At 48.0% G+C, this 26,561-nt stretch carries 14 protein-coding genes; all 14 read right to left on the reverse strand.

Annotation, left to right across the window (positions count from 1 at the left end; translation table 11 throughout):
- Positions 1-19: 19 nt before the first annotated feature.
- Entirely contained in the window at positions 20-1,372 is a 1,353-nt protein-coding gene (locus ACFPK9_RS00870) for an IS5 family transposase (protein WP_377096525.1), read from the reverse strand.
- A gap of 191 nt (positions 1,373-1,563) precedes the next feature.
- Entirely contained in the window at positions 1,564-6,237 is a 4,674-nt protein-coding gene (locus ACFPK9_RS00875) for a contractile injection system tape measure protein (RefSeq protein WP_377092619.1), read from the reverse strand.
- Positions 6,230-9,766 (reverse strand): hypothetical protein, encoded by a 3,537-nt coding sequence (locus ACFPK9_RS00880; protein WP_377092620.1) that lies wholly within the window; start codon positions 9,764-9,766, stop codon positions 6,230-6,232. The genes ACFPK9_RS00875 and ACFPK9_RS00880 overlap by 8 nt, the downstream gene beginning before the upstream one ends.
- 1 nt (position 9,767) lies before the next feature.
- Positions 9,768-16,301, reverse strand: a complete 6,534-nt coding sequence (locus ACFPK9_RS00885) for a hypothetical protein (protein WP_377092621.1) — start codon at positions 16,299-16,301, stop codon at positions 9,768-9,770.
- A 33-nt stretch (positions 16,302-16,334) separates the two neighbouring features.
- Positions 16,335-16,760, reverse strand: a complete 426-nt coding sequence (locus ACFPK9_RS00890; protein WP_377092622.1) for a GPW/gp25 family protein — start codon at positions 16,758-16,760, stop codon at positions 16,335-16,337.
- Positions 16,757-17,056, reverse strand: a complete 300-nt coding sequence (locus tag ACFPK9_RS00895) for a PAAR domain-containing protein (protein WP_377092623.1) — start codon at positions 17,054-17,056, stop codon at positions 16,757-16,759. The genes ACFPK9_RS00890 and ACFPK9_RS00895 overlap by 4 nt, the downstream gene beginning before the upstream one ends.
- 22 nt (positions 17,057-17,078) lie before the next feature.
- Positions 17,079-18,875 carry a type VI secretion system tip protein VgrG gene (vgrG, locus tag ACFPK9_RS00900; protein WP_377092624.1) on the reverse strand — a complete coding sequence of 599 codons (1,797 nt, stop codon included), beginning with the start codon at positions 18,873-18,875 and terminating at the stop codon, positions 17,079-17,081.
- 2 nt (positions 18,876-18,877) lie between these two features.
- Positions 18,878-19,549 (reverse strand): CIS tube protein, encoded by a 672-nt coding sequence (locus ACFPK9_RS00905; protein WP_377092625.1) that lies wholly within the window; start codon positions 19,547-19,549, stop codon positions 18,878-18,880.
- Positions 19,550-19,554: 5 nt separating this feature from the next.
- Positions 19,555-19,749, reverse strand: coding sequence for a DUF5908 family protein (locus ACFPK9_RS00910; protein WP_377092626.1), 195 nt, complete (start codon positions 19,747-19,749; stop codon positions 19,555-19,557).
- A 20-nt stretch (positions 19,750-19,769) separates the two neighbouring features.
- Positions 19,770-20,234, reverse strand: coding sequence for a phage tail protein (locus tag ACFPK9_RS00915; protein ID WP_377092627.1), 465 nt, complete (start codon positions 20,232-20,234; stop codon positions 19,770-19,772).
- Positions 20,235-20,245: 11 nt separating this feature from the next.
- Positions 20,246-20,713: a phage tail protein gene (locus ACFPK9_RS00920; protein WP_377092628.1), complete on the reverse strand. Its 468-nt coding sequence runs from the start codon at positions 20,711-20,713 to the stop codon at positions 20,246-20,248.
- Positions 20,714-20,762: 49 nt separating this feature from the next.
- The gene (locus ACFPK9_RS00925; RefSeq protein ID WP_377092629.1) at positions 20,763-22,898 is read right to left on the reverse strand and encodes a phage tail sheath C-terminal domain-containing protein; all 2,136 of its coding nucleotides are present in this window, start codon (positions 22,896-22,898) and stop codon (positions 20,763-20,765) included.
- A gap of 128 nt (positions 22,899-23,026) precedes the next feature.
- On the reverse strand, positions 23,027-23,875 hold the full coding sequence (locus ACFPK9_RS00930; protein ID WP_377092630.1) for a hypothetical protein: 849 nt from the start codon (positions 23,873-23,875) through the stop codon (positions 23,027-23,029).
- Positions 23,876-23,908: 33 nt separating this feature from the next.
- On the reverse strand, positions 23,909-26,413 hold the full coding sequence (locus ACFPK9_RS00935) for a hypothetical protein (RefSeq protein ID WP_377092631.1): 2,505 nt from the start codon (positions 26,411-26,413) through the stop codon (positions 23,909-23,911).
- Positions 26,414-26,561 lie beyond the last annotated feature (148 nt).

Raw genomic sequence — 26,561 nt, forward strand, 5'->3', positions numbered from 1 at the left:
ACGTTAAAAATAGCATTTTTCAAGCGCATTGAAGCTCCGGTCTGTGGCCGGAGCTTTTTTGTGGAAAGATTGTACTGAGGATTTTGAGCAAAAAAGTGGCGAACCACTTGAGCAGAAGGCGCATATTGTGGCCTGCGCCACACAGGACTGCATTGATCTTATCTCCATCCTTGCCGTGGAGATAATTGCGTCCTAGGTGACCGTCGGTTTTCATGTGTCCGATGACTGGCTCGACCGCGGAGCGGCGCCAAAGTTCTCTTTTGATCTCGGGGGTCACGCCACGGATTTGTCCGCTGCGAAAGACTGCGCGCTTGTCTGGGTAGTCGTGGCCGACATAGCCTTTATCCACGTAGATTCGTTCGGGTTTGATGCCGCTGATGGCTCGGGTTGCCTGAATGACCCGATTAAGAGTATGGCCGTCGTAAGGTCGGCCTTCGATGGCTTCGCTGTGCAGGACGAACAGACCGCCTGCAGAGCGTTCCATCGGTGTGGTCACCGAAACTTTGATGCCAAATTCGTAGGGTTTGTGCGCCTTGCCTTTGGCGATGCATTCAACCTCCGGTGCGTGCCAGCTGTAGATCTTCACCTTGTCGCGCGGCTTCTGCGTGCGGATGAGGAAGGCTTTGTAAAATGGCAGGCGAAAGGTCTCTTCGAGGTCCGCGTTGCCATTGATTTTGCGGGAGATGTCGCGCTCCACGCGGCCAAGGCGTCCCTTGAGTTTTTTGAGAGTCTTACGCATGCGTTTGAACTGTTTGGCATGGGCGTAGCGACCAGCCATGATGGCGAGTCGCTTGGCTTCCTTCGCGTAAGATTGGCGCAGTTTGATGCCGTGGAGTTTTGCCATTTTGACAAGCTCTGTGAGTCCGCGCAAAGCGAGCTTGGCATCGGTGGGATGGGTGACGTTCTTGGGCTGGACGGTGGTGTCGACGATGACCTTGCTCAGGCTTTCAATGTCCAGGGCTCCTGTTTGATGCGCAACTCGTAGCAGTTCACTGATGAGGGTTTCGAGTTTCTTATCACCGATGCGTTTGCGCCAATGGGTCATGGAGCTGCGCTCGATCGGGAAGCGGTGCTGGAAATATTTTTCACCACAAAAGAGTTGGAAGTAGGGATTCTCTTTCCACTGTCGGCAGACTTCTTCGTCGGAAAGAGCCTTGGCATGTTTGAGTAGATGCAGGCCAACCATGAGTCGGGTGGGAATGGCGGCGCGCCCCGTGGTCGAGTACAATTCGCAGAGTTGTCCGTCGATCCAGTCCCAGTCGATTTTCGCTGCTAAGACGACGAGCTCGTGGGTCGGGTCAAGAATATCGATGAGCAGAGGTTGGAACAGGTGGGCGGTTTCAGGTTGATTGGAATGCTTTGGTGGGCGCATACTGTTAGAAAAATCTACAAGGTTTACGCGCTGAGAAGGCGATTTCTTGTAGATCATTTAAAGAAAAAAGCGTGCTGGATAAGAGCACGCTTAGGATTGAATGATTTTAACGGGGGACTACTGAACTGGCTATGATTCCATTGACGGAAACTTGGAGGCTAGGGCGTCGGTGTCTCGTTCAGATTATCAGTTTAAATCCACTCCACTCGAATGGCTTCGTGCATCCAGGGGAGGTGGATTTTTGAGATGGCCCAGGGAAGGCTTTCTAGTAGCATGTCGTAGGGGCCGGAGTCGACGTGGAGGCTCCAGCCGTCTTCTTGTTCATAGCGCAGGGAGCCGCTGCGTTTGACGAAGGTTTGAATGAGGCCTTCGTGGGAGGTATCTCCAATGGTGCTCCAGTGGTGGATGACGGCTGTTTTGAGGCCAGCGACGAGCTCGGGCCAAGAGGGATCGGGCTCGACTGAGCGAGGGAGTGGTTGCTCGAGTGGGAGGTTACAAATGATGCGGTTGAGCAGGAGCTCAGGCTCATTAGCCTTGTACTCGCTGGTGATTACATGCTGCAGTAGGAAGACGGCTTGGATAGCGTGGTCGGAGGTAGGAAAGGCACGGTGTTCCAATAAGCCAGCGCGGTCGATGAGCATCTCGATGTAGGGTGCGAAGAGTGCTAGACCCGCATTCTCAATGAGCCAGACGTCGCGTTCTATCTCGGTTACTACAGGAGCTGGTGTTCCTTCCTTTTGTGACTCTCTCTGCAGCATGTTAGGTTCTGCTGGAATCTGTTTGAAATGCGTCGGTATCGAGCCTGGGAGGTTTGGTAGGGAAATAGCTCGGTCTGGTAGTAAGTTACAGGCTACTCGATGCAGTTGGCGGAGAGTACATGGATTTTCGAAGCTTGGTGAGATTTCTTGGATTGTCTGCCAATGTTGCTCGATCCAATCATGACTCTCTCCTCCTCGTAGTTGAGCTGCATGGCCGATCAGATTAGTGCTGATTTTTTGTAGGGACTCCTGCAAAAGGCTCAAGGTGAGTGGCGAAAAGTCGACGTGTCGTTTTTCTGTGCTGGTGGCGATGAGGATGCGCTGCAAGTCACGTACTAGCGCTTTTTGTTCATTGCTTAGTTGATGGATTTTGGTGAGTGCTTTGACCGTTTCTATGCTGTGTAGAGATTCGGGGGTTGTCTCAATCCATATTTGTAGCTCTTGTCGCGCTTTATCGAAATTTTTCCATTTGGGGAGCTTTGTTTGATATTTGTTAGCTTCGAGCTCTGCGTAGAGCCATAGATCGAGCTCTGCATTACCTGCTTTAGGGCGAGACAGCTCTACTTTAAGGAGCTTTGGTATAATCACATCGAGCTCTTGGCCGAGAAGGTTGAAGTAATGTGTTAGTACTATTCTTAGCTCGGCATCTGGCTTCTCGATCACCGCTCTTAGGGCGAGGTGGCTGAGTTCTTGCTTACTGCGTATGGGGAGGACGTGGGTTAGGCGCTGAATAGCTGCTTGGAAAAGTGGCTGCAGTTTCGGTGCCAGTAAGTTGAGTATGTCCATCTGGCATCGCGTGTTGAGGATGCGACTTTGCTGCAGGAAGCTTGCAGCTTCTTGGAAGAGTTGTTGGCGCGCTAGATGTGTTTCTGCGTAATTCAAGGAATGAATGGCTACAGTGAGTTTCCGCTCATCAATCGTAATCAACTCGGTCTGGGTGAGGCATAGAATGGTGACTAGCTCAGGGGAGTGGGGAGAGGTTAGACTGTCTCCTAATTTTTTGGAGAATGGCTTTTTTATTTTCCCCGCAAAGTATTCGAGTAGGATAAATAACTCGCTGTTGTTAGAGATTAGCTGCTTTTCTTGATTTCTTAATACTAGTAGCTGTTCGGAGTAGTTAGTGAGGGATGTACCCTCTACATCGGCGAGAGCCTGCACAATGAGGTGTGTTAGTGACTCACAGTGGTGGGTGCTGCGGCGCTTGGCGTTGAGTGCGAGCAACAAGGTGTATGAGAGGATGGCATCGAGTTGCTTTTTATTATCTATTCCCGGCAAGTTGTTTGCTAATTGCAGGGCTGCTAATTGGTCTAAGATCGCATGCATCCGAATAGTTAGATGTGGATAGATGGTGGCGATATAGTCTCTAACGAGTGCTAGCGGTACAGTTTTGAGGCTTTGCTCAGAATGATTGCCACTGAGGATAGCATCACCCAGATGTTGGATCACAGCCATTGGGTCATCTTCCCAGAGTTTTTCTAGCATCTGAGCCCAGAGCTCTACCATGGCGGGGGTGTCGCTTGGAGATTCGTTCGGCTGCGAACGTAACGGTGGCTGTGTCGAGTCGACAGCTTCGATACTTCCTTCTGGGTAACTACTTACGGCTTTACTTACAGTCTCGGCGGCTTGTGAAGATGGGGGGGAATTAGGCGTATCGATGTCGGATGTTATTTGAACTAATCGCTTTCGGTAGGACTCATTATCGCTGAGTTGCTCTGCGAGTGATTCGACTAACTGCGCATGCGAGGGAGTAGGGAAAGATGTTCTAATAGAATCTATCAGGCAATGCAGTGTGCTGTTAAGGAAATCGGTTTCAGAAAGTATTGTTTTGTTAAAATCTGAATTGAGCGCTTGCTTCCATGGAGTATAGAGGTTGGTGAGTTGCTGGGAGGGGGCGAGTAAGTCGATGAGCTTGGAGGCAAGTGGCTTTGGGAATTTTACCAGCCGCCATGCCTTGCTTCGGAACCAGTATTTGTGGATGTGTTCTTTCAGTTGTCTTGGCGCTTGTAGTAGTGCCTGTTCTGTGTGGCTAGCCAACGTCCCATGATCTATGGACTTACCTTGTTCAAGAGTTTCGATTAGTTGATCCAAGGCTAGCAAGGGGTCTCTCTGAGTCTGTGTAGTTTGTTTTGGATTGGTTGAAACTGCATGCGGATCGAGTTGATGGTCGATCCAAGGGCGGATCGATTTTTGCCAGGTAGCATTGCTGACAGGAAGAAGCTTTTGTGTCTCGGTGAGTACTTCCTGCCACTGTTGCTTTTGAGTGGAGCGCTGCTTGATTGGTTGATAGAACATCGCTTTCATCAGCGCATGGTAGAGCTTACTGGCGGGGATTTTAGCAGGGGAGCTCTTGTTTTGCTTTAAAGACCAGAGTTGGGGGAGGTATTTTTGATAGAATTCGATGTTTGGAGGTGATAGCGAGCTGAGAATAGTGATTTGTGTGGCTATAGGCGCGTTGAGAAAAGCGTTCCAAGTGGGGGCATGCTGGAGGGCGTGCCTCAGATGCTCGACTTCCAATGATGTAAGAATCTGTTTTAATTGGCTTTCAGGAGCTTGTTCTTCTATAGCCCTCTGCAAGGATGAACTTGCTGCTGGCGCAGAGGGCTCCACTTGGGAACTGATGGCGGTGTGTAATGTACGTAGAGGCTCGGGTAGATTATGCTCCGTGATGAAGCGGAGTATCGCGTCTAGCGAGATGCCGTGAGCTGTGGCGATCTCTTGATAGAGGCCAATGATGTTCTCTGCCGTGTTTGGTCTTTCTACTAGGATTTTTTTATAACTTCGAAGTGAAGTTTGCACCTTTTCCTGTAGCAGAGGGCTGTTCTCTAGTGTTAGTGTCTTGAATAATTGATCTAGTTGCTGGAGCAGGCGCTTTTGATATGGTGAGTTTGGTGTTACTATACTTTTGGTAGATATAGATTCTTCTATGTAGGATTTTTCTTGGGTGAAACTGGAGTCTTCTACACATAGTTCAGGTTGACGGCTGAGCCATTCTTCCACTTGTTCGACTAGGTCGGGTGGGAATGCGTATTCTTTGTATTCGAGGGATCGGGATACTGATTGAATCAACGTTTTACGATCAATCGAATGATGACTGGGGAAAGCATCGAGTAAGGCATGGAGATGGTAGTGGCTAGTGCCGGTTTCCAAGATTCTCAGAATACTCAAGCTCCATAGACTGTGTCGGGCACTTCTGAGGTGTGATTCATGGCTTTTGAAGCCGTCTTGGATTAACTCTAGGGTCGTTAGTGTTTGTTGAATGAGCGAGTGCGATTGGCTGGCGGATATCTGGCGAATAATTTCTTCTAGTGCTTGTTGTGGTAGGCGTTCGACTATCGCGTGGCGCCGGCTGGCTGAACTTAGGTGGAGGGCGAGTAACTGACGTATACTTTGTTTTGAATACGTCTGTGCTGCAGCGGCAATTAAGGTTTTTAGTTGGCTAGGGTAGATACTTTGAGGTGGGTCCCATAGAAAATCACGGAGTTTCTCCAGAGCGTCTGGTAGAGGTGTCTCTAGCTGGAGTTCGAGTTCATCAATCATGTGCTGATGCTGTGGGCTGCTCGATTGGCGGCGTGCGCGTTTATAGAATTTTTCTCTTTGCTTCGGGGTTAGAGCCTGCGTGAAGCGCGTGCGCACTTTCTGATGTTGCAGGTTCTCATTTAAATACTCGAGCAAGGCGGTAGGCGCATCGTTCATAGCATCAAGAATCCACTCTCCAAGTGAATGCAGATGCGCGTTAGGCGCCCACCAAGGGGTTGCGGCATTTTCTATCAGATAGATAGCTGTGCGTAATGTCTGGGAAGGAGCAGCCCTAGAGGGGGGAACTGACTGCACTTGTATTGATTGACGGAGTTGGGCACGAATAGCCTGAACTGCGCGTTCGGGGAGCTCGTGTTCTAGTTGGTTGATGTCGATACTGCCGAGGTCGACTTCAAGTGTATCGAGGGTGCAAGCATGCCCTTGACTCGCCTCGCTGAGTAGCTGGCTGAGTTGCGGGTGTAGCTGATCTTGAAAGCTGCGGCTTACTATATTTTGCAGTTCATGAGTGTCGATACCGTCTGGGGTTTCGAGTATGAATCGAAAGCTTTCAATACGGTGGTGTTCATCCATGGTTCTGGCGCGCTGTTTCTTCGAGAATCAGATCTATGATGGGACGCCCAGAAGCAGACAATAACTTAGGGTCTACATCGGGAGTCTGATAGAGTGTGAGCCATGTTTCATGAAGTGAGAGGAATTTTTGGAACCAAGGGAGGTTGACCCAGAGGATGTTAAGGTAAATCGAACTGGGAGCCTCTCTCTGGATGAGAGATGTGAGGGTTTGCCGGAAGTTAGTATCACGGAATTGTATTGGCCACTGAGGCAGGAGGACGGTTGCGACGGAGGAATAAGGATCTTGTTGGAGGAAGCTAGGGAGTCCTTGTGACGATGTGGGGTTAAGTGTAGTTCCCCATGCTAATTGTTTGTGACTTTGTTGAGACGCTGCGTAGGCCAACCATGAGTGGATTATGTTTTCTGCGTCATCGGATGAGTCGTAACTGTTTGTGCTAGATAAGGAAACGCGGTGATTTTTCTCTCCATAACTGATAGTGATTTGGATTAATCCTGTATTTGAGTCAGGAGCAGTGATGGAGAAGTTGATCCAAGTTGGACTATCAGGTTTGTCTTCTAGTAATTCAGTCGCAAATGGGGGGAGGCAGGCGGTTTGGTAGTATTTGTTAGATCCATTTTTTAAAATGGAGTACGTAAGGAAATCTCTGTCTCCAATGGACAATTGTTGGATGTCGTCCAGGCTATTCGGGTGCTCACTCTTAGCCCATTGAGATCCTTGTTCATCTTGGAGAAAGATGAACTGTTTTGCATCACTATGCGATGGGCGTAGTAGGCAATGTTCGATGATCGTAACTTGACGGCTGATGGCATCGTATTTCCGGAAGAGTTGGGTGAGTGACTCGATTACTGGAGCCGCGTTATCTTCATTGGCAAAAGTTTGGTTGAGTTGGCATGGATTTAAGAAGGAGCCATCAGGGAGGGAACCCGCCAGGATGAGTCGATGGGTTTGCTGCACGAGAAAGATGACTTGAAGGATGATGTCCTTTTTATCCGCATCGGCTACTTGATCACTATTCCAGTAGGGTTCAAGTGACTTTTTAAGGTTCTCGAGCTGTGACTTCACATGCTGTAGCTGAAGCGAGGAAAGATTGAGCGTGCATCGGCTAGAATCATTGTAGACACGGAAAATGAAACTGTCTTGATACAGTAATACGAGGATGCTGTTAGGTGTTGGTGTGTCTTCTAGCAGACTAGTAAGGTCTTGGTTCACTTTCAGCTTTTTTGCTATCAATGTGAATCCTAACCATTGCTGTTGCTCTTCTTTACTGAGGGGGAGGTTTCTACGGTCTAATCGGTAGTTTTTCTTGTCGACCGCGACAGGGAGCATGGTGTTGAAGTCCACTGGCTGTGACTGGCAATTCGTGATGGAGTAGTGCGGCATCCAAGCATTGAGCAAGGGCATGTCCTTGAGATCAGCTTGATTGAACATGCCGAGGAAGAGCCGGTGCTGTTCATTTAAGGGGGGGAAGCCGCAGAGTGTATTGATGGTGTTTGCTAGGCCCGATAGGTGTAACGATGTTTGAGAGTGTTTGTAGTTTTGTGCTGTGCCCCGTCTTGAGCTTAGACTTGGGTAGTCTGCAAGGAACTGTTGTTTGATATCTATTCCTGTCTGCTGCTGGTTAGGGGTGTGGTATATTGTGTTCAAGTCGCTGCTTAAGCCTCTACCAAGGCGTCTAAGAAGAAGTTCTAGAAATTGATTTCGACGCAGTTGAAAGTCCTGCTCAGTTTCCATGATCTCGCGAGTGTCAGCTGCGTAGGTGTCGGGGTCGACAAGATCATTGAGTTGATCGACTACTTTTTCTAGGCCTTGGAAGAAACGTGTCGAGGTGACATCTGGCGACCAAGAGTATAGCTGACCAAGGCATGAGAGTTGGGTGAAGTAATTTGCTAAAATTTGGTCAAAAATGAGCAGGTAGGCTTGGAACTGTCTAATTTCGGCAATGCGTGTACGTGAAGGTTCTGGGTCGCTAGGGCCATAGGGCTGGAGCTCATAGATTTTTGGGAAGTCATTTTGGATGCTGGTGTAGTGGGCCGTGTCTCGGAAGTGACCAGAAGGAATTTCGAGGTCGCGTGTGCGAGGGCTGAGTTTCGCTGCAGGTTGGCTGTAAATAAGGGTGTCAAAGGCATATTGTAGTTGTTCCTCGGACAGCTTGAGATTGCATTTATTCTGAGAAAGTGGGCCAAGTACAGGTAGTTTTGTGAGGGGGACGACTGCTGCATCTGTCCATTCAGAGGCACCAGGTGTTCTACCAGTTGGACTAAAAGCGAAAAGCAGTTCATTGATATGCAGTACACTAGGGAGCTGTCTGATCGCACTACATAGTTCACTGGCTATGAGGTAGGGGCTGCGGTTATCTAGTTTATTAACATCAATGAAGCCGTGTTGAAGATTAGGACCATTAAATACCTCATTGGTATCTTGATCCTGTAAGTCCATCATTTGCTCTAAACTGAGAAACTGAATAGCGGATGACAGTGATTGTTTGAGAGTAAAAAGCACATTGGCAATGGTGCTTTCTGGGTCAGCTTCAGGGCTGCATTGGATATCGAGATTGAAGAGTACAGGAAGGGGTTCCAGCAGCGTAATCTGGTTGATATCTCTTCCGAGTGGTCGGTGTTCGAGGTAGATATCTTGCGCAGCGCTAAGAGTTGCTTGATGAGCCTCGGCTGAGGTGCGGATGCTTTCAATTGAGGAGCGCAGAGTGATTGGAAGCCAATGATCATCGGGAAGTCGGTTGCCAAAGAATAGGTTTTCTAGCAACGCGTAGAGCTGTTGTAATCTTTTTTCGCGAGAGCCGCCATCGATCCCTTGTGGTAGAGTGAAGCTGGCAAGTTTACTGGATAATTCAGGTAGTTGCTCGGGTAGAACGTGGAAGTAGGCATCGAGGGCTACCCGCAGGTCGGCTGCATCCCGCGGTGGTAGCCCCCAGAGGTTTACTAGGAGAGTAATTAAGTTTCGGGGGATGGGGATGCTTTTTCCCTCAGGAATCTGCTGAAGAGTCTGTAAATCAATTTTTAATTGGGCGATCTCTACGGGACTAAGCTCCGTTCGCATCTTCTGGTAGTGGGAGAGTCGTTTCTGTAAGTTTTCACTCGGGCATAGAGTGATATTGACGAGTCCCTTTATTGAGGAGTCTTGAGATGTACATGGGTCAACCCAGGCATTAGCAATTCCTGGTATGTCGATGAGTGATTTTTGGAAATCATGGATCGTGACAGGGCTCGTGCTGAGGATTTCCGAGGCTGTATAAAACTGATCGGGAAAGTAATTCGCTTGGTCATCCTGAGTAGGTCCGATGGTTAAGATGTCTTCGATAGGAAACTGAGAACGATAAGAAAGATCGGTGGCGACAAGTGTGAGGATCTCAAGGAGTGTGATTCCTGGATCGTGTTCGTTATAATCAGTCCACTGCTGAGACCCTGACTCAATGATAGTGTCCAAGCCTAATTGTTTAAGAATACGAAAATTGAGCTCCTCGGGGAGTTGGTCTGGCCCAGTGATGTTGGAAGATGTGTCTGTGGTGGCCATTTTATGAGGATGCTCCTATGAAGATGGTGTTACCCAAAGAGTTGTCGAGGGGGTGCGAAGGCTTGGTGGTTGTGACTTTTACTGCAGAGCGATTCGATGGAAGGATCGTTTTGTTGGGCTTTGTTTCACCAATGGTCAGTTTGTGTTGATTGACTGAGCTGATGATACCCCAGTCATTTGGAGCTACAATTTTTTGGCTTCCTTTAACGATTAATGGCTCGGACTCGTCTCCCTCAGCCGTCTTGGCTAAGCACAAGGCGATTGATTGAACAGATTGAATGTATTCTTGGGATTGGATGATCTGTAATAAGGTATCGCGAGTGGTGGAGGTTTCGAAGGGATTGATTGTGGAACCCGTTGTGCTCCATGGAGCAATGATCTCGATAAGTAGCTGATTGAGAATTTTTAAATAGTGGCTAGGGTCGTAGCCTTGATTGAAACTTAGGGATGCTTTTACGACCAAGAATAGATAATCTGGGTTCGTGACAGTTAGGTCGAGGAAGGCATCAGTGCGCATCGCTAGAAATTTCTGAGTATTAATGATGCAAGAGTGCTCAGCTAGAGGGTAAAGAGGAGCTTGCTGAGTGTCGATTTTAGGAAAGATGACGAGTGTTGTTGCTCCAGGTGTCGTGGAGTTATAGTTTGAACCAATTTTGGTATTATTGAGACAGAGGCAGGCACGGATATTTGGGAATTGCTGGAGAGTGAGATGTTCGAGATCCCAACTGGTAATTCCACGGTCTTTGTGGCGCATACGTTCTGCAACGCGCGCTAGGAACTGTGGAATGCTCTCGGCGGGGATACCACCGCTGGAGGCAAGAGGTTGGATAGTTTTAGTGACACCCGAGATGGGGGATTCGGGTTTGTTGATAGTACCTGCTGGAAGTGGGGCATCGAAGTGAGTGGTGAGATCGGCCCCGCTCGAGTAGATCACTTGTGTAGATTGAGAGAGTATGTTTAAGGTTTGGCAAGCTGCGCTGGCGTATTCGGTCACACTGAGACGTAGCCAAGTCAACGTAGGATTTTTTTCGAAAAGGGGAGTATTGCTAGTGGGGGAGTCTAGGAGGGTTACGGAGAGTACCCCAGACTTGATGAAACCAGCGGTGCCATCTTGCCATTGAGTCTCAGGGAGTGTTTGCCATCCATTTAAGGTGAGATAGGAAAGCTCTGGGCTGGTAGCTGGTAGTTTGCGATTGCCCGTAGCTTCATCTAACTCGAAAAGTAAGGTGATCGTCTGTGGGGCCTCTACATTTTCCAGTCCAATGTAGAGATAGGCTTGTGCGTCGAATGAAGCAAATAATGGGATGCTATCAGTAGGAATGCTAGGATCTGTGAAGGGGGCGTCGCAGCCAAATGGCTGTAGCTGGTAGAAGGTGATGTTAGAATCTGAGGGGGCGGATAATTTGAGTCTCTGATGGCTTCCATAGTTGCTGAGGATAGATTTAATTTTAGGTACCCAAGGAAGCGGTGGAGGCGGCATGGGTTTGAAAACCTCGTTGGGATCAACCACCGGCGTGATTTGTTGTGTTGGCTTTTCCTCGTCTGAGCTCGTGAGGTGGTGGAGTTCCTTGCCTGCGAAGCTACCGAGTGTCTTGACTAATTCTCCTTGAGGTGTTGCTGCAGTGAGTTTTTCTGCAATTCCAATACCGTCAATTGCCGCATCGACGAGACCGTTTTCTAAGCTTTTTGCGATGCTGTGGATGAATGATGGACTTTTCGTTTTAGGAGGAGGTGTAGGTTTGTCTTTCTTTTCTTTTTTATCGGCTGTTTCCTCAGCTTTCGATTTAACAGCTTGGAGTTCGAGTTCGTTCTGCCAGACTTTAATTAAGGCATCTTGGTCTTTTTTACATAGAGCTCGGAAGGCAACCAGATCTACCATGCGCGTCATGTTCGCTCCGTTGACTGCAGCTAATACTTCAGGGTAAAGGCTAGCACCAAAGGCATATTCTGGTTGCTGCAAGGTGAAGCGGAGGAAGCCACTCTGACTTTTGTCGCTCCATGTTTGTTTACTAGAAAAATTAATTGGAGACTGGGTGTTTGAGCTTTGATTGAGCCCCTTGGGATCGATGACGAGCAAAGTGCTCGGTAGCAAGGGGCCTACATTCAGTGGTGACATCAGTGGTAGCGCTGGGAGTTGCGGCATAGGGATGTAGTGACTGCACGTGAGGGGCGTAGGTGTTTCGCTACTGGTTGATGTGGGTGCACTTGGCTTTTTAAGCGGTGGGCGCTCGGGTTCAAAGTTGGTATGATCCTGATAGAGTGTACTGCTCGTGAAAGGAAGCTGTAACCACGCGAAGATTGAGCTGGTGTTTTCCTTGCTCGACGAATTTGCTGTGTCTTGGTCAGTGATTTGAAGGGGGAATGCACTGAGTGGGCTCCAGGCTCCTTGAGAGAGGATATCAATTGACCAAGTAAAGCTAGCATTGGTGTAGCAGGTGCCGCTAGGTCCAAAGCGGTTATAGAGATCATAAGGCTCGGCAAAACCAACAGCAGCTTTTGGCAGATTGAACCATTCGATTTCTTGGCATAGGTAGTCGAGCTTCTTGCAGAATGCTTCGTTGTTGCCAAGGTAGAACTCTGACTCTTGAATCGCCTGTTCTCCGAAGGGGGCGAATGGTTTTTTCGGGTTGAGAGCAGAGATTTGATTTTGTACGGTGAAGTTACGTGTGCCAGCGGTGTCACCTAACAACTCGACTCCAGTGAGCTCTAACGGTACAAGTAATGGGTATGGGTTTAGTGTGGTTGTATCATCGTTGACATCAACTAAGTTCATTGACTGGTTGATGATGAATTGAAGAGCTGGGTCACTGGCGCCGAGGTTTCCCCCGCAGCTTTTCGCATCCCAAGCTGCTGGCGCGACTGATTGTGTATCAATCGCTATGTCACAGAGTATGCCGTTCACACTTGGGTTGTTATCTGAGGCGTTCTTCTCTGGGAGTTGATAAGTCCATTTGATGGTGCAGTTGCTTGGGGCAGTCCAACCTTTTGTCGTACTGTATTGGACTTGAAAGGCTGCTTCTAAGAAAGTGTCGAGTGTCTGCCAGTTGAGATCTGTTGGGAAAATGGATGGAGCATCGGGTGCGACTGGTTGTGCAGCGTTAGGGAGAGACTGTGTTGTATTAGTGTTCGTTGCTGGAGTATCCTCACTGGGGGGAGTGAGAGGCGCTGAGGATTTGTTACTAGTATTTGTTGAGTTTTCACTCTGATCGTTGTTGTCCCAGTAACGGAGGCGTTTGTTAAGGTCGAGCAAGGCGCTGACCATTGGGTCAGTGGGGGGAGCTGAGGTTCCAGTATTTTGATCAGTCTGTACGGATGGTGCTACTTCTTGCTGCTTTGTTTGATGAAGAGCTTTTTCGAGCTTTGGTAGGTCACTGACAGCTTGCTGCCCAAGTATTTTGAGCAAGGATGCATTCTGTAGTGCTTGTGCGATGTGATCTTGTTGGTTCTGCAGTTTATCGGTATTGTTATCGATTAAGGTGCTGAGTTTAGTCGTCTGCTGGAGGTGACTTTGATTGATGGTTGTGATCCTTTGTTGGAGGTCGGTAATCTTTCCGTGCAGCCCTTTAATTTGTTGTTGCTGTTTTTTAGAAGCGAGGGGGGTAACGAAATTAAGAACCTTGTCAGTCAGTCCGAGGATCGAGGAACATCGTTTGTTAAGATTTTGTGGTGTATGATGTGATTCAAGGTGTTTGAGTAGCGGCTTGTCTGCATCATTTTTGAGGTCGCCGAAGAGCTCATTGACTTGGCTCCATCCTTTATGGGCTAGAACGAGGGTGTTGATTGTGTCATCGAGCGCCTCACTATGTTTCGGAATGAACTGTTCTAACTCGTGAACTCCTGAAGTCATAGTACTTGAGAGTTTTGACTTCGCTACATTTTCGACTTTGCTTTCTATCGAGCTGACTAGTGATGAGTTAGCTGATTCTTGGCCGCTGTGGTCGACATCTTTATTTGGTTTGGGTGGTTCTGTATGCTGGACGTTTGATTCTACTTTTTCGAAGAGTCCCTTAGGCTTCTCAGTGGGTGCAGCCGTTTTATCTGAGGGTGCAGCCGTAGCATTGGTTGGGCTTTCTTGCTTGAGTATTTGCAGGAAGGGCACCATTTCTGAGAGTAATTGCCACTTCTGCTGGGTCAAGTTGCTAGGTGTTACTGATAGGGCATGAGCGGAGGCGTTGATGAGTTGGGTTTCTAGCGCTTCGATCTGTTTGTGGATTTGTAGCAGCCATTGCTGACTGAAGATGGAATGCGTAACAGCCTTGGTACGGTCTAGACCTTCCATTAACTGAAGTTCTAGCTCTTTGAGTTGTCCTGTATGGCTTTCGTCGCCAAGTTTCTGAAGTTCATTTTGGATTTCAGAATTGATGGTTGCCTGTGTTTTTTTCAGAGTGCTTTTACTCTTTTTTTGCAAGTCTTTGAAGAAGTCAGTGACTTGGAAAGCTGAAGTTAAACCCTTGCCCGGAGAACCACCAGAGACTTCTTCCGCGAGAGTGTCGAGACTGTCGCTGACTTCTGTGAGCTTATTAGCGAGGTCAGCATGATCGGTCATGTCTGCAAGTGTCTTCAGTTTATCCAATGCGTCAGCTTTTGGGCTGAGCGCCTTGCTTAATGTCTTTTGGAGGTTTTTGACAAAGCTCGCGTGAGGGAGGTTTTGCGTAGACTTGGCGTGATGTGTGAGATTTGACGCGTGGTGATTATTAAGTAGCTGGTACTTAATTCGAAAAATTACGTATTCGATACAGGCGTCCAACCAATCATCGAGAGGAAGAGGCTGTCGCTTGTTGATACTGGCAATTGTGTTTGCACAGTCTTGAAAAGCAGCTCTGAAGCTGATCTCTAGGGTGTCAAATTCTTGCTCTAATTGCGGAAACTTAAGAGATTTGGTGGGATCCTCTGTCTTTTTCTTCGCACTTTGGTTGGAGGAATTAGGCGCATTTTGTGGCTTTTGAGGATGAAATAAATGCTCGATCTTGCGGAGAAAGTTATACTTGGGCTTACTTTCTGGGGATGGAGTGGCTGGGGAAGCGTCAGAAGCGGGCTCTTGGGGAGACGGTGTCTTATCTTCTTGGAGATCGAGTTGCTCGATCATTTCCTTTCGAAGCTCTTGTGCTTGTTTGTACTTTTGGGTCCAAGTGTTCAGCTGTGTTTGCTCTGTGTCACTGAGTTTAGGAACTTTAAGCTCGGGTAGTTCCAACGATTTTATTGCGGTGGCAAGTGCTGAGATATCTTGGTCTTTGGTGAAGAGCGAGCAACGGATACGGCGTTGTCCATCCGACATGTAGAGGTCGGGAGATGCGAGTGCGAAGCCTAGGTTTGCGGGGTTGTTGACGAGGTTATTAGGTGGCTGCTGGGCTGTGAGTCCGAAGCTTGCCCAAGAGGCTGGTTTTTTTGTAATTTTAGCTCCTAGTCCATCGGACGAATTTGCTACAGGATTTGCAGTTACTATACCTTTGACCGCTTCTTTGAGTGAAGTGCTTTTGGTGCCATTGTAGACGCTGTGGAAGGCCTTTGGCTGGACTTGATTAAGAGAGAGGTCTTTGAGCGTTTTATAGAGGATAGGTGTACCAAGGCTGCTAGTTCCAGCAAGGAAAGAGGTGCCAGCTGGGATGAATGGACTGGCGTTTTTTGCTATTTGAAAGGTGAGGAAAGTCGTGTCGGGAGTGTAGCTGAGTGGATGCTGTTGGAGTACTTTACTTAGGTAGAAATCTAATTGTTTAGCGGGAAGCGCGTTGAGTTGCTCACGTGCTGGTCCGATGAGTGCGTAGAACCCAAGGATCAATGCAACTTGTGGGCTGTGGTTTGGGGTTTTGATTGACTCCGTTAGAAATTCAGTGGAGGCATCTAGTACCTGAGTGATGGTAGTAAGTAAGGAATGGAGTAATTGCTCGTAGTAAATCCAAAAGCTTTCGATGGTTGTTGGGCTACCGCTTCCTGGATAGTTTTGTTTGGGTGTGCTTAGATTGAGTAAGGGGGTGAAGAGTGCCACCACGTATTCAGTTTCTAGAGATACATTGTTCCCAGCTAATTTATTCGGCATTGTGTCAAGGACATTGCAGAGAACGTCATAACTCTGTAGAATAGATCCAAATCCACCGTGGAGATTACTCTGGGTGCGCTCTAGAAAGAATGCATTGAGGCTAGGGTCAGAGTTGTTGGCGTGAGTAAGTCTTTCGTACCACCGGCCTAGTGTTTGTGCTTCGGTAAGAAGAAGCTCGTAGTAATTGATGAGAAGTTGCTCTTGTTCAGGGTAACTAGAGGTTTCAAGAAAGCGCTGCTTGAGCTCTCTCATTGTTTTTCGCACCGGAGCTACTTGGTAACGACCTATATCTGCGAGTATAAAGCTTACATCGGATTGAAAAAAAGATTGCCAGTGTCCCTCGATATTTCCTTGTTCGTTCCAGTAGAGAAGGACTTTAGCAAAGTCCTGAACAAAGTTTAGAAATTGGGCATCAGAGCTGTCTACTACGTTCGGAGTCACCAGCATATCTTGTGCAGATAGGCGAGCTGATTGGGTGGTTCCGGTTGGGCGATTGAGCATAGTAGAGAGTGGGAGCCATCGTGGGTTTTTGGGCTAGGGCTTGGCTGGTATCAGCGTTCCTTCAGCAGCATAGAAGGGGAAGACCATGTTACGGCGGTTATTTGTTTTTTCCTCGAGCCATTCTAGATGGATGCTGAGTTTTCCATCGATAGTGTCGGAGGTGTCGATCACTAGTTTCTGGATGATGATGCGTGGTTCATAGAGGATGATAGCGCGCTCGATTTGGTTCTTTAAGGTGGCGGCTGTGGCTGAGTTGACTGGTCGATAGATTAGGGAGGATAGATCACATCCGTATTCTTGAACTAGTAGGCGTTCACCTCTCTGGGTGCCAAAGAGCACATTGAGACTTTGGGCGATGTTCTCAGCTCCTGTGACCATCACCGAGGACTTGGCGTATCGGGAGAAGCGAGGAGGGAAAGCCCAACTTGTTCCTATGATATTGTCTTCTGCTGTACTCATGCTCCAATCATCACGTTTGGTACTCCCATCACGATCGTGCCGCCATGTTCTGTCTCACTTCCTAAGTATGCCGCTGGAGCGCCGCCTATCATGACTGTGGCAGAACCGGTAACAATACTATCTGGAGGGCCCACGCAGAGAGCCATGTCACCAACTCGTGCTGCTGGCATTCCACAAATTAGCACCGTAGGAGCTCCAGGTCCTAACACTGGCCCGCCCACATGGGGGATGGGTGGTATGCCTGGTGTTACCTGAGGACATACATGCATGCTGGTAAGTGTGGCTGCTGGAGGCATTGTTAGTGTTTGTTAGAAGTTGTTAGTTGATATTGATCATGCCCCCTTCGAGAGTCAAGATAGCATCGGCGGAGACTTGAGCTTCTGGTGCAGAGACGTTGAAGGAGGCATTGCCAGTGAGAGTGACATCGAGCCCGGTGAGACTCATTGAGCCATCTGCTGTAATTTGTGCCTCACCTTCGTAACTAGCGCTGAGGCTAGCGGCTTGGGTTTTAAGTTCACCTGTTGCATTGAGCGTGATATCACTGGCGCTTTTGATTTCGATTCCACTCGAACTCATGGTGATTTTATTATTATTTTGATCTTCGATGGTGATCGATTGATCCTGGTCGCTGAGGATGCATTGGTTGTTTCCAGGGGTTTTGAGGGTAATCACTTTATTTTTATCATCCATCTCGATGGTAAGTTTTTCTTTAGTGACGATGGTTTTAATAGGATTGTCTTCAGCTGGTTGAGTGGGTGGGGAGTTTTGACTGCTGTATAAACTACCCAGAATGACTGGGAATCGTGGGTCCTCATTGAGGAATGCGACGACGACTTCATCTCCAATTTCGGGCATAAAAAAGAATCCTGCACCATTGGAGGCGTAGGGTTGAGCCCAACGAGCCCAGAGCTCGCCGGACTGTGAGTCGGCGGTCATGCTCTGTACGGTGACTTGAATACGGATTTGGTCATCTGGGTCTTGAGTGATTGCTTTTACTGTGGCGTTTTGCAGACCACGGATGCCGGGGAGGAGCCCCGCAGCAGGCTGATAGCTAGGTTCGAATTCTTCGGTAAACGATCGGGGATTGAGTCCGGTACTTATGCTGGTCCACCAATTGCCGCCTTCAATAGTATGTTCGACAGCGGAGACGTAGGCGTCGCCATTGAAGCGGTCACCCAGTCCTTTGAGAGTAATCACGGTATTGGGTTTGATAGAGGCGGTCCCGAATGATTTGACCGTGCCGCGGATTTTAGACAGGCGTGATTTGAGGAATTTTCCATTGGCCCAGTTAGTGAGCGACTGGTTTTCTAGGTTTGATGTGGTAACTAGGTTTACTTTCTTGGGTGAGAGAATTTCGGAGAGAGTGTCGCCACTTATGTTGCCTTGGTCTGGTTCACTTGGTGCGCTAGCATTGGCACTGACCATTTGTTGGGTGGTATAGTCCCAACACTGTGCTGTAACAGATTCTAATTGGTGGGTCGCACTGAGTGTACTATCGATTGAAACAATATCCTGCCCATAGGTAAGGGTGAGCACTGAGCTGCCAATTTCTGGAGTGGTGACGGTGAGTTTGTTATCGTCAGTTACTACTACCATACTATTGACCTCTGCTCGGGTGAGGAGAAAATCCCAGTCGGTACAGCAATACTGGACTAATTGTTCGAGTTCAGGGGTGGTTGATTTTACTGATGCTGTGACACTATTGCGCGAGGCAAGCGTGCTCATGACATCGCTATCACTCTGTTTAGTGAAGGCGCCACTTTTGCGGCCGAGAGTCATTTTTAGTGCTTCATTACGGCATTCGACCACTAGCTCAGAACCGCGGAGCTGCGTGGCATTGATTGACTGCGCGGTGATGATTCCCTTGAAGATAGTTTTGGTTTGTGTTCCAAAACCAGCTTGGACTTCGATCTTGTTGCCTGGCTTAAAGGTGCTACCGCTACTTATTTCGAAGGTAGATTTGGCTGTGTCGCCGTCAATGATCACGAGCTTCGCTGAAGCAATGCGATTTAGGGATGACTGTACGAACACTTCCTTTATCTGTATGTTATCGTCGATGGGAGAGTCGTTCACCAAGATCTTGGTGGTCACGATTTCATTATTTTGGGAAGTCATGGTTATTTGTTCGTGAGTGGGGGGAAGACGAGTTGTAGTCCGACTTTATTTCCACGTAGGTGGTTGAGATTATTGGCTGATGCTACTTGAACGAAATAGTTCTCACCGCCGTAGATTTGCTGGCATAAGTGTTGCATACTTTCCTGAGCTTTGAGCGTCTTGATGTGGGTCATGTCGGGCGATGACTTCTTCGCTTGAAGCAAGGACTCCTGGGTGGAGGAGGCGGTTTTGAAGGTTACATCTACCTCAGCACGTACGGGAGTCCCATCGGGCTTGAAGATATTATAGTTTACCTTCATGTCGGCGAGGATGCCCTTGAAAGTAAAGTCTGACCAGACGAGCTCTAGTGGTGGAGGACTGTGGATGTTGCCAGAATAATCTGAAGTAACCTTGAGGAAGGCATCGATTTGTTCTGGAACTGATTTTCCTTTGAGACTGGCTGGAGGAGAGGCGATGATGCCTGTGCCATCGAAGATTAGAGTGAGCTTACACTCTTCAGATGGAATATTTTGAAAGCGAGGTTCTGAACCTGGGCTGCCGAGTGCTTGTTCCTCAGCATAATTAATGCTTTGGTTCGTGTCGTAATTTGACGGGTTTACTAAGACTTCGAACTGTCCGGTGGAGTCGGTATAGTTGTAGTCTTTGTAGGCAGTGATGGTGAGTTTTTCGGGCATGACTGCTATCGTTCAAAACGATCTAGCCCAGATTGGCGTTGGACTATTTCCTTGGCTTGTTTGATTTCATCCGTGCAGATTTTACGAATAAGTCGCTTCATCTCAGGTGTGATTAGAGTGGGAGCTGTGTTGAAGCTGTTCGGCTTTTGGCTTTGAGTTACTTCGGCTCGAATAATGACTTCTCTGATTTCTACAGGCATGGAGTGGAGATTTTGAGGGACTAGGTTTTGAATTTGGTCGTGATTCGGTCGAAAGCTAGTTCGAAGGTTTCGATAGCTACCTTGCCGTTTTCTGAGTTGAGGTCGTCTACCGACCATGACACGGGCCAAACATTATAAGCAGTCCAAGTAATAACGGGGTTCTGATTTTCGTCTAGCAGGATTATTGTTACTGTAATGGGGGTAAACTCAAAATTGTAGATCGCTTGAGTGACCCAGTGCCTGAGAGAAGAACCAACCATGACCCCTCTAGAGAGTTTTATATTATCGAAGGTTGAGGGTGTAGGTAGCTTAAAATATGGGTTCGCCCCTCCACCAGATTTAACCTTTTGTGATCCCAGTTTAGCCTTGAGGCCTGAGACTTGTTGGAATCCACCCTCGGCCATGATACCTCCGCCATTAAATTTCACATCGAAATGGAAATTGACAGCGGGGTACATGGATCTGGCTGACGATTGGTCAGGCAAAGCTGTTTGAATTAAGGGTTATTTTTATTGGCAATTTCCATGGTTTCGAAGGCCACGTCTAATTGGTCAATGGCTGCTGAACTATCATCGGACTTCATTCCTGTGCTCGTAATTTTTGTTGGCCACGCATTACGCAGAGTCCAAGTCATGGTGGGCTTACCAGCCTCATTCAGGAGGCTGATGGTGACGGTGACTCGAGCCACAGTATTGAGTTTGATTTTGGAGAACCATTGCCAGAAGGTGTTGTCTCCTACGAATACGCCGCGTTTCATGGTGACGTTGTTCACCTTGCCTAATCCTGGCATTTTGATCGGATAGAACACTGGGCTGTTTCCGTGGCGATATTCAATGATTTGAGCCTCGTTATCTAGTCCGCTGATTTCTGAGAAGTTGATTTCAGTAGAGCCCCACTTCACCTGGAAGTAGAACTGAGGCATTGGCCATATCGCATTTTCTTTGCTGCCGTCTTTGTTAGCCATAATAGGTTATTTGAGAGTTAAGTTTATAGGTTGTTTTTTCTTTGAACTCTTAGCTCTTGGCCATTTCTTGTTCATAGGTGATGATGATGAATTCGGCAGGGTGTACTACGGCGACCTTAACTTCGACGCGCATGATGCCTTCTAGAATGTCTATTGGAGTCATTGTGCTTCCAAGGCCAACTGAGACAGAGTAGGCGTCCTCAGGTGAGGCTCCTTGGAGGCAGCCAGCGCTCCAGAGATTGTGAAGGAAGTTTGCTATCATTCCTTCTACAGTCTTCCATGTTGATGCATTATTGAGAGCAAAGACGAACTGGAAGGCTGCGTTTGCGACGGACTGTTCAATCATGATCATGGTGCGGCGGATACTGACGTAACGCCAGTCTAGGCTGTTTCCGTCAAGTGTACGAGCACCCCAAATGATGGCGGGTCCACGTCCTGTGAAGGCGCGAATAGCATTGATGGATTTACCTGCAATCACGTCTACATTTAGGCTGGCCTGTTCGTCATTATTGATCGATACGGATGGTTGGTTGACTGAGTTGATGTTGATATTGGCTGGGGAGACCCAGACTCCTTGGCTGTCATCGACCATAGTCATTACGCCAGCGAGCGCTGGACCTGGAGGTAGTAGCGAGGCTTCTTTTGCTATACCAGCCATGAGGTTTTTATAGTCGGCGTTTTGATTCTCGAAGGATGCATTGTACTGCGAGAGCAATGTGTTTGCGAGTGTGGTCACCTGACTGATGGCGTTACTCATCGCTGTGTAAACCTTCTGGATTTGCGCGTTGATAATGCTGTACTGAGCTGCGGCTGTGGTGGCAGAGCTAGGGTATGGATTTGTTGTCCCTATTTGTGGAGGCTGAGAAGCCGGGGTGGTGGCGGAACACAATTTAGTGAGTGTGTTATTTGTAATGATTCCGAGACCTTTTTTGCCGTCTGATAAGGTGAAGTTGGCGTCGTACGCACCTAGGGTACAGAAGAGTCCCATGAGGTAACCTGTTGGCTTCATCATTGCGTTGATTCCGTTGATGAGGTCTGCGGAAGTGATGCTTACTGCTGGATAAGGTAGTTGTTTATTCGCTCCGAGCTGAGTGAGTGTGAATGCCATCGAGTAGATGACGTTGAGTTGCCATCTGAGGTTGGTAGCAAAGTCGGTAGGGGTTGGTGGAGTGGCTGCACTGAAGGCTACTGTCCAGCTGGGATAGGAAACCACACCTGATGCGGCTTTAGCAGGTACTGAAGTAGGTGGGGTTGTATTGCCAAAATTATAAGGCGCAGGGATGGTGAGTTGTTCGACATTGCTTAGATCTTCCGTCATGGAGGCTAAGTTATTCAATGGTTGAGCACCTGGAAAAATGTCGCTTAATGGAGTAGCATCTGGGTTGCCCTTGCTTTGATCTACATTGGCATAAGTGACTTGATTGGCATCTACGATCGTAGTGTCGAGGAATGGGTAATAGGATATTCCATAACTCATATTGTTATTGCCTATCATGTTGCGGAAATTATCAATGACGCCAGCATCAGCATTCGTTTCAAAACCATCGTAGATATCAATGATTGCCACACGGTCTTTAAGTTCACCACATTGCATGAGAACTTGTTCCTGTACCGTGTAGTAGTCGGATTGTCCCAAAAGCAGTGAATCTGGAGTGAGGATCATTGTTGGTTTTGGGTCTTGAATACGGGGAAGTAGTTCCAGCCCTGCTAGGAAATCCTCTTTTTCAGGTTCGGTCGGCGTTACAGTAGGTGCTCCACCTGTGAGACTTGGGACTGTCGAGAAGTAGGTGCCAACTGATGTGATGTAACAAGGACCACCTCCATTTTGGTAGAATAATTGTAGACAATGGTAGAGGTAGAAAGCATTGCCTGGGCTGGCTGTCCCAACTTTGTAGTAATTGTCGTTAATCTCGAAGTCGTATCCAGCCGGAGCGACACCTGGCGTTGGCGAGTCGAGCTTTGTAATAGGGTACTGAAATGGTGGTGGACCTCCAAAGTGCTGGTTGTACTCAGCCATGGACTGAATCAAAAGTGGCTCGGTGAGTGGCTTGCCATTTTTAGTAGCGAACTCAGTGTAGCCGATAAAGGCAGGGATGGCTGTAGGCACTTCAGCCACTGCTGGTGGGAAAGCACTTTTTTCAACCGTATAGACCCCTGGGGTCATAGGATTATTTGCATTCATCATAGAATTAACCTGAATTTGAGTTTGATCAATCAATGCGAGTCTCTGGGTGGGTTTTGTTTAAACCGGTTTAGGCGAATGACAGGCTCATGAGAGCCTGTCATGTGCTTGGCTCGTCATTGTAACTGGCTTTAGCCGGCGTATGAGGCGCCTTGTTGCGCTGCATTGTATTTGTTTTGCGCTTCGTCCATCGCTGTCTTCTTGTTCTCGACGGCGATGTTGAGGGCCTTGACGCGCTCGTTGATCATATCGAGTTGGGCTTTAAGCTGAATCGTTTGGTGCTTGGCGAGTGATGTTTCTTTCACCAGACGATTGTGCAGGCTGAGGAGTTGCTTAGAGAAAGAGCTAAAGCTACTTAGGTACGATGTTGTACGTGAATAGATACTCTGGTTTGTGATATAGGCTTGGAAGGCTGCTTTACATGCATCTTGGCCGGCTGATACAGCCGCTGATCCTGATGCTTGAGCTGAACCAATGGCATTGGTTACGGAATTAGTCCACGGTTGGGATACATTTGATGGAGGGGGATTGTCGGAATGTTTGCTGTCGTTGAACTTTTGATTGTCCGCATTGATCACTGTATTAGCTGCATTTACTCGACCAATACCTTGATGCACAAGGAAGCTGAGTGATTCGTATGCATGTGTGGACATGTCTTTAGCGTGACCCACCATCTCTGCGACAGCAGCTTGCTGGCCGGCGAAGAATATGAGTACCTTCTCAACATCCTTTTGCGCTTGTTTAGCGTCTTTTAGATTAGATTGAAGGCGTTCGAAGAGTGCTTCTGCGTTTGCGTGTTTGGTGGTGTAATCTTTTTGCTGAGCTACATATTTACCTAGGATGGTATTCTGCGAGTTGTAGTTGTTGGTAGCAGTTTGTAGTTCTTGGTAGAGACTGTTGATGTATTGCTGTGCTTTGGTGCCCGCCATGGAATCATTAATGGCTGGCTTTTTGGGAGATGTTGAAGCTGTTGCTGACATAATATCTTAAAATGTTAGAGTTTTTTTGTGGGTTTAGCTGTTGGTTGAAAGGGTGGCCATTGAATCAGCTTCATAAGACACATTTCCTGTTTCCATGATAGAGGTTAGACCAGCAAGAGCACTGCTGTAGGCAGTACTGAGTGCTTCATCGATCAAGTATGTTTCCTTCGATGCTGTGTATGTGCTGAGTGCATCAAAGTATTCTCCAGAGAGCTTGTCGTATGAGGACTGCGCTGTTTTGAAGAGTTGCTCCGCATTGGTGCGGAGGCTATTGAGCGCGGCCTCTGCACTGGTCCTATCCTGTAGGAATTCGTCATTGAGATTGCTACTGAAGCCAGCTGCGTCTGCAGCGAGACGTACTGCGTCGTATTCAGCAGTGAGGATAAGGGCTTCTTTGTTCGAGCTGCTTCCGTAGACAGCATCTGCAATGTCGTCCAAGCTTGCAGCCCACTCGGCTTCGGTACCGGTGCTCTTATTCCCCTTAAAGTAGATATCGAGTTGTTGGGTGCTGCGTCCAGATTCGGCGTTTGTTATGCTACCTGCGTCTTCATAGCTTTGGCTGAGAGCGTGTAGGTCGTCAGCGTAGTTTTTGTAACTGACAGATGCAGCAGTGATGGCTTGAGCTGCAGCAATAGATTCGGAGCTGTTTGCTGGTACGTCTTCGTCGTAGTGTTTATCAAGTTGCTCTAGTAATGTGGAGGTGTAGTTACTGATGCGGTTGATGAGTTGATAGTCGTAGGAGGTGGAGATCATCTGTCCCTGGATTCCTTGTTCGGAAAGACCTATGAAAACGGAGTTTACCGCCTTATCCACGATTTTTTTGGTTTCATCGAGTAGTGCTGAGGTGAGTGCCTTGGAGACGCTTTCAAGTTGTTTGCTGAGATTTGGGTCGGCAATGACTTCAGCCACGTAGTTTTGTTGACCTGGCTTAAGGTTGTTGATCACGCCTTGAGCAAGAGTCTGCAGGTTGGCGGTGCCAGCTACGGTATTGATGGTGTGACGGAGGCCGGTGCCGTCAGATGACTTGATCTTCTTAGTCTCTGATTTCTTGGCTTCATTTAGGTTCTTTGCTTTGTCAGGATCATCCTTAGTCTCTTTTTTGTTTGCCTCTGGATTGGTGTCTTCAAGAGTGGTGGTACTAGTGGTGAGCTCAGGGCTATTGAGAAGCGCGTCTACGAGATTGTCCTGGAATGTTTCGTAGAAGGAAATTTTATCTGGGATAGGGAATAGCTGCATGACCTCGTCGATGAGGCCAGATTTGAGCATGTCTTCCTGAGCTTGCGTCACGACCTTCTTAGAAGCGAGGGTAGTGATTGTGTTCTCAACCCAGTTGGTGATTTCTGTCTCGTCGGTGATCGGCTCGTTTGGATTGAGAGGATTACGAGGAAGAGTCTTGTAGTTGGTTTGGAGAGCGCTAAGAATTTGATTGAGTTTTGCTTGCTTCGCTGCTTCAGAGGCTGCTGGGCTGCCTACCAATGCTGATTCAACGATGGCCCAGAAGTCGCCGTCCCAAGATGGTTCACCTTTGGCTTGTGGGAAGGCCTTGAGGAATGGATTGTTGCTGGTTTTGGAGTAGTTGGTGAGCGCTTGAGTAACGAGCTTATAGTTATTGTCTTGAGGTGCTGTGGTGGGAGCAGGATTTGGTAGGGCTTTGAGCGCTTTGCTTGCAGCCTTTAGGATGCGATTTTGAAAGTAGCTCAGTTCGCTTGGGGAAAGTGCAGTAAAAGCTTCTTGAGCATTACTGTCCTGGATACTGTCCTTGATCAGAGCATTCGTGTTTGCTGTGATGGTGCTCATATCGAGCGATTTGGCATCAGAATTCGATGACCAAAGATTCATGAGGTAAACCTCTACCTGACCAATTGCAGTCTCTAGGTAGCCAGTGGTGGAACCTCCAGATACTTCGAGTGCGGTGATGGTACGCCAGTAGTCAGTTTCTGACTGAAGATTCGCGTAGAGAGTATTTGCGGTCATGGCGTTGATGCGTAGGATCATCGCGTTAGCCAAGTTGGTCTGCACGTCTTCTGGGATAGTGCCTGAGAGCGAAATGATAGTGTCGGCTACCCATTGCATCGCTCGCGTGTCGTCCTTGAATGTCAACTTGCCGCCTTGAACGAGATTTTTGGATTGTGCCTGCTGTTGGAATGCTTCTTTAATCGCGATTTCAAGTTGCTGCTCGGCAATCGCCATTTCATCACTCTGCGCTGTTGGTGCGCTAAGGACGTCTTGAATGATAGGAGTAAATTCCTTTTTGTAGGACGCACGTTTTGGATTGGCTGTACTACCTTCCCAAGTAGGGGCGTTGAAGCGAGGTGATGGACCAGCGAACTGAGTAGTCGCGTTGCTGAGGTTTGTTTCAGCTGTTAGGAAAGCGGTGAGGGCAGCATCTTCAGATGCAAGCTCGGCATTCTGCTGTTTGCCGAGGTCGTCGATTACAGAAAAGAGATCTGTTGTAACTGGTAACATGGCGGTGTTTCCCGCCGAGATAGCATCTTGATCGTTTGGCTTGTCGCTTTGCGTCGTGGGTTTGTTTGGCATGACTAAATAAGTGTTTTTTACTGGAAATACATAGTATCTTGTTTCGCATAATTCTAACAATTATCTAACAATCTAACTATTAGTTGTAGATCTCTATCATTGAGTGTCACTTCGTCAATTTTATTTAAAATTATTTTTTATTGTTGAT

It is taken from the genome of Rubritalea spongiae (assembly GCF_042652385.1).
GTDB classification, from domain to species: Bacteria; Verrucomicrobiota; Verrucomicrobiia; order Verrucomicrobiales; family Akkermansiaceae; genus Rubritalea; species Rubritalea spongiae.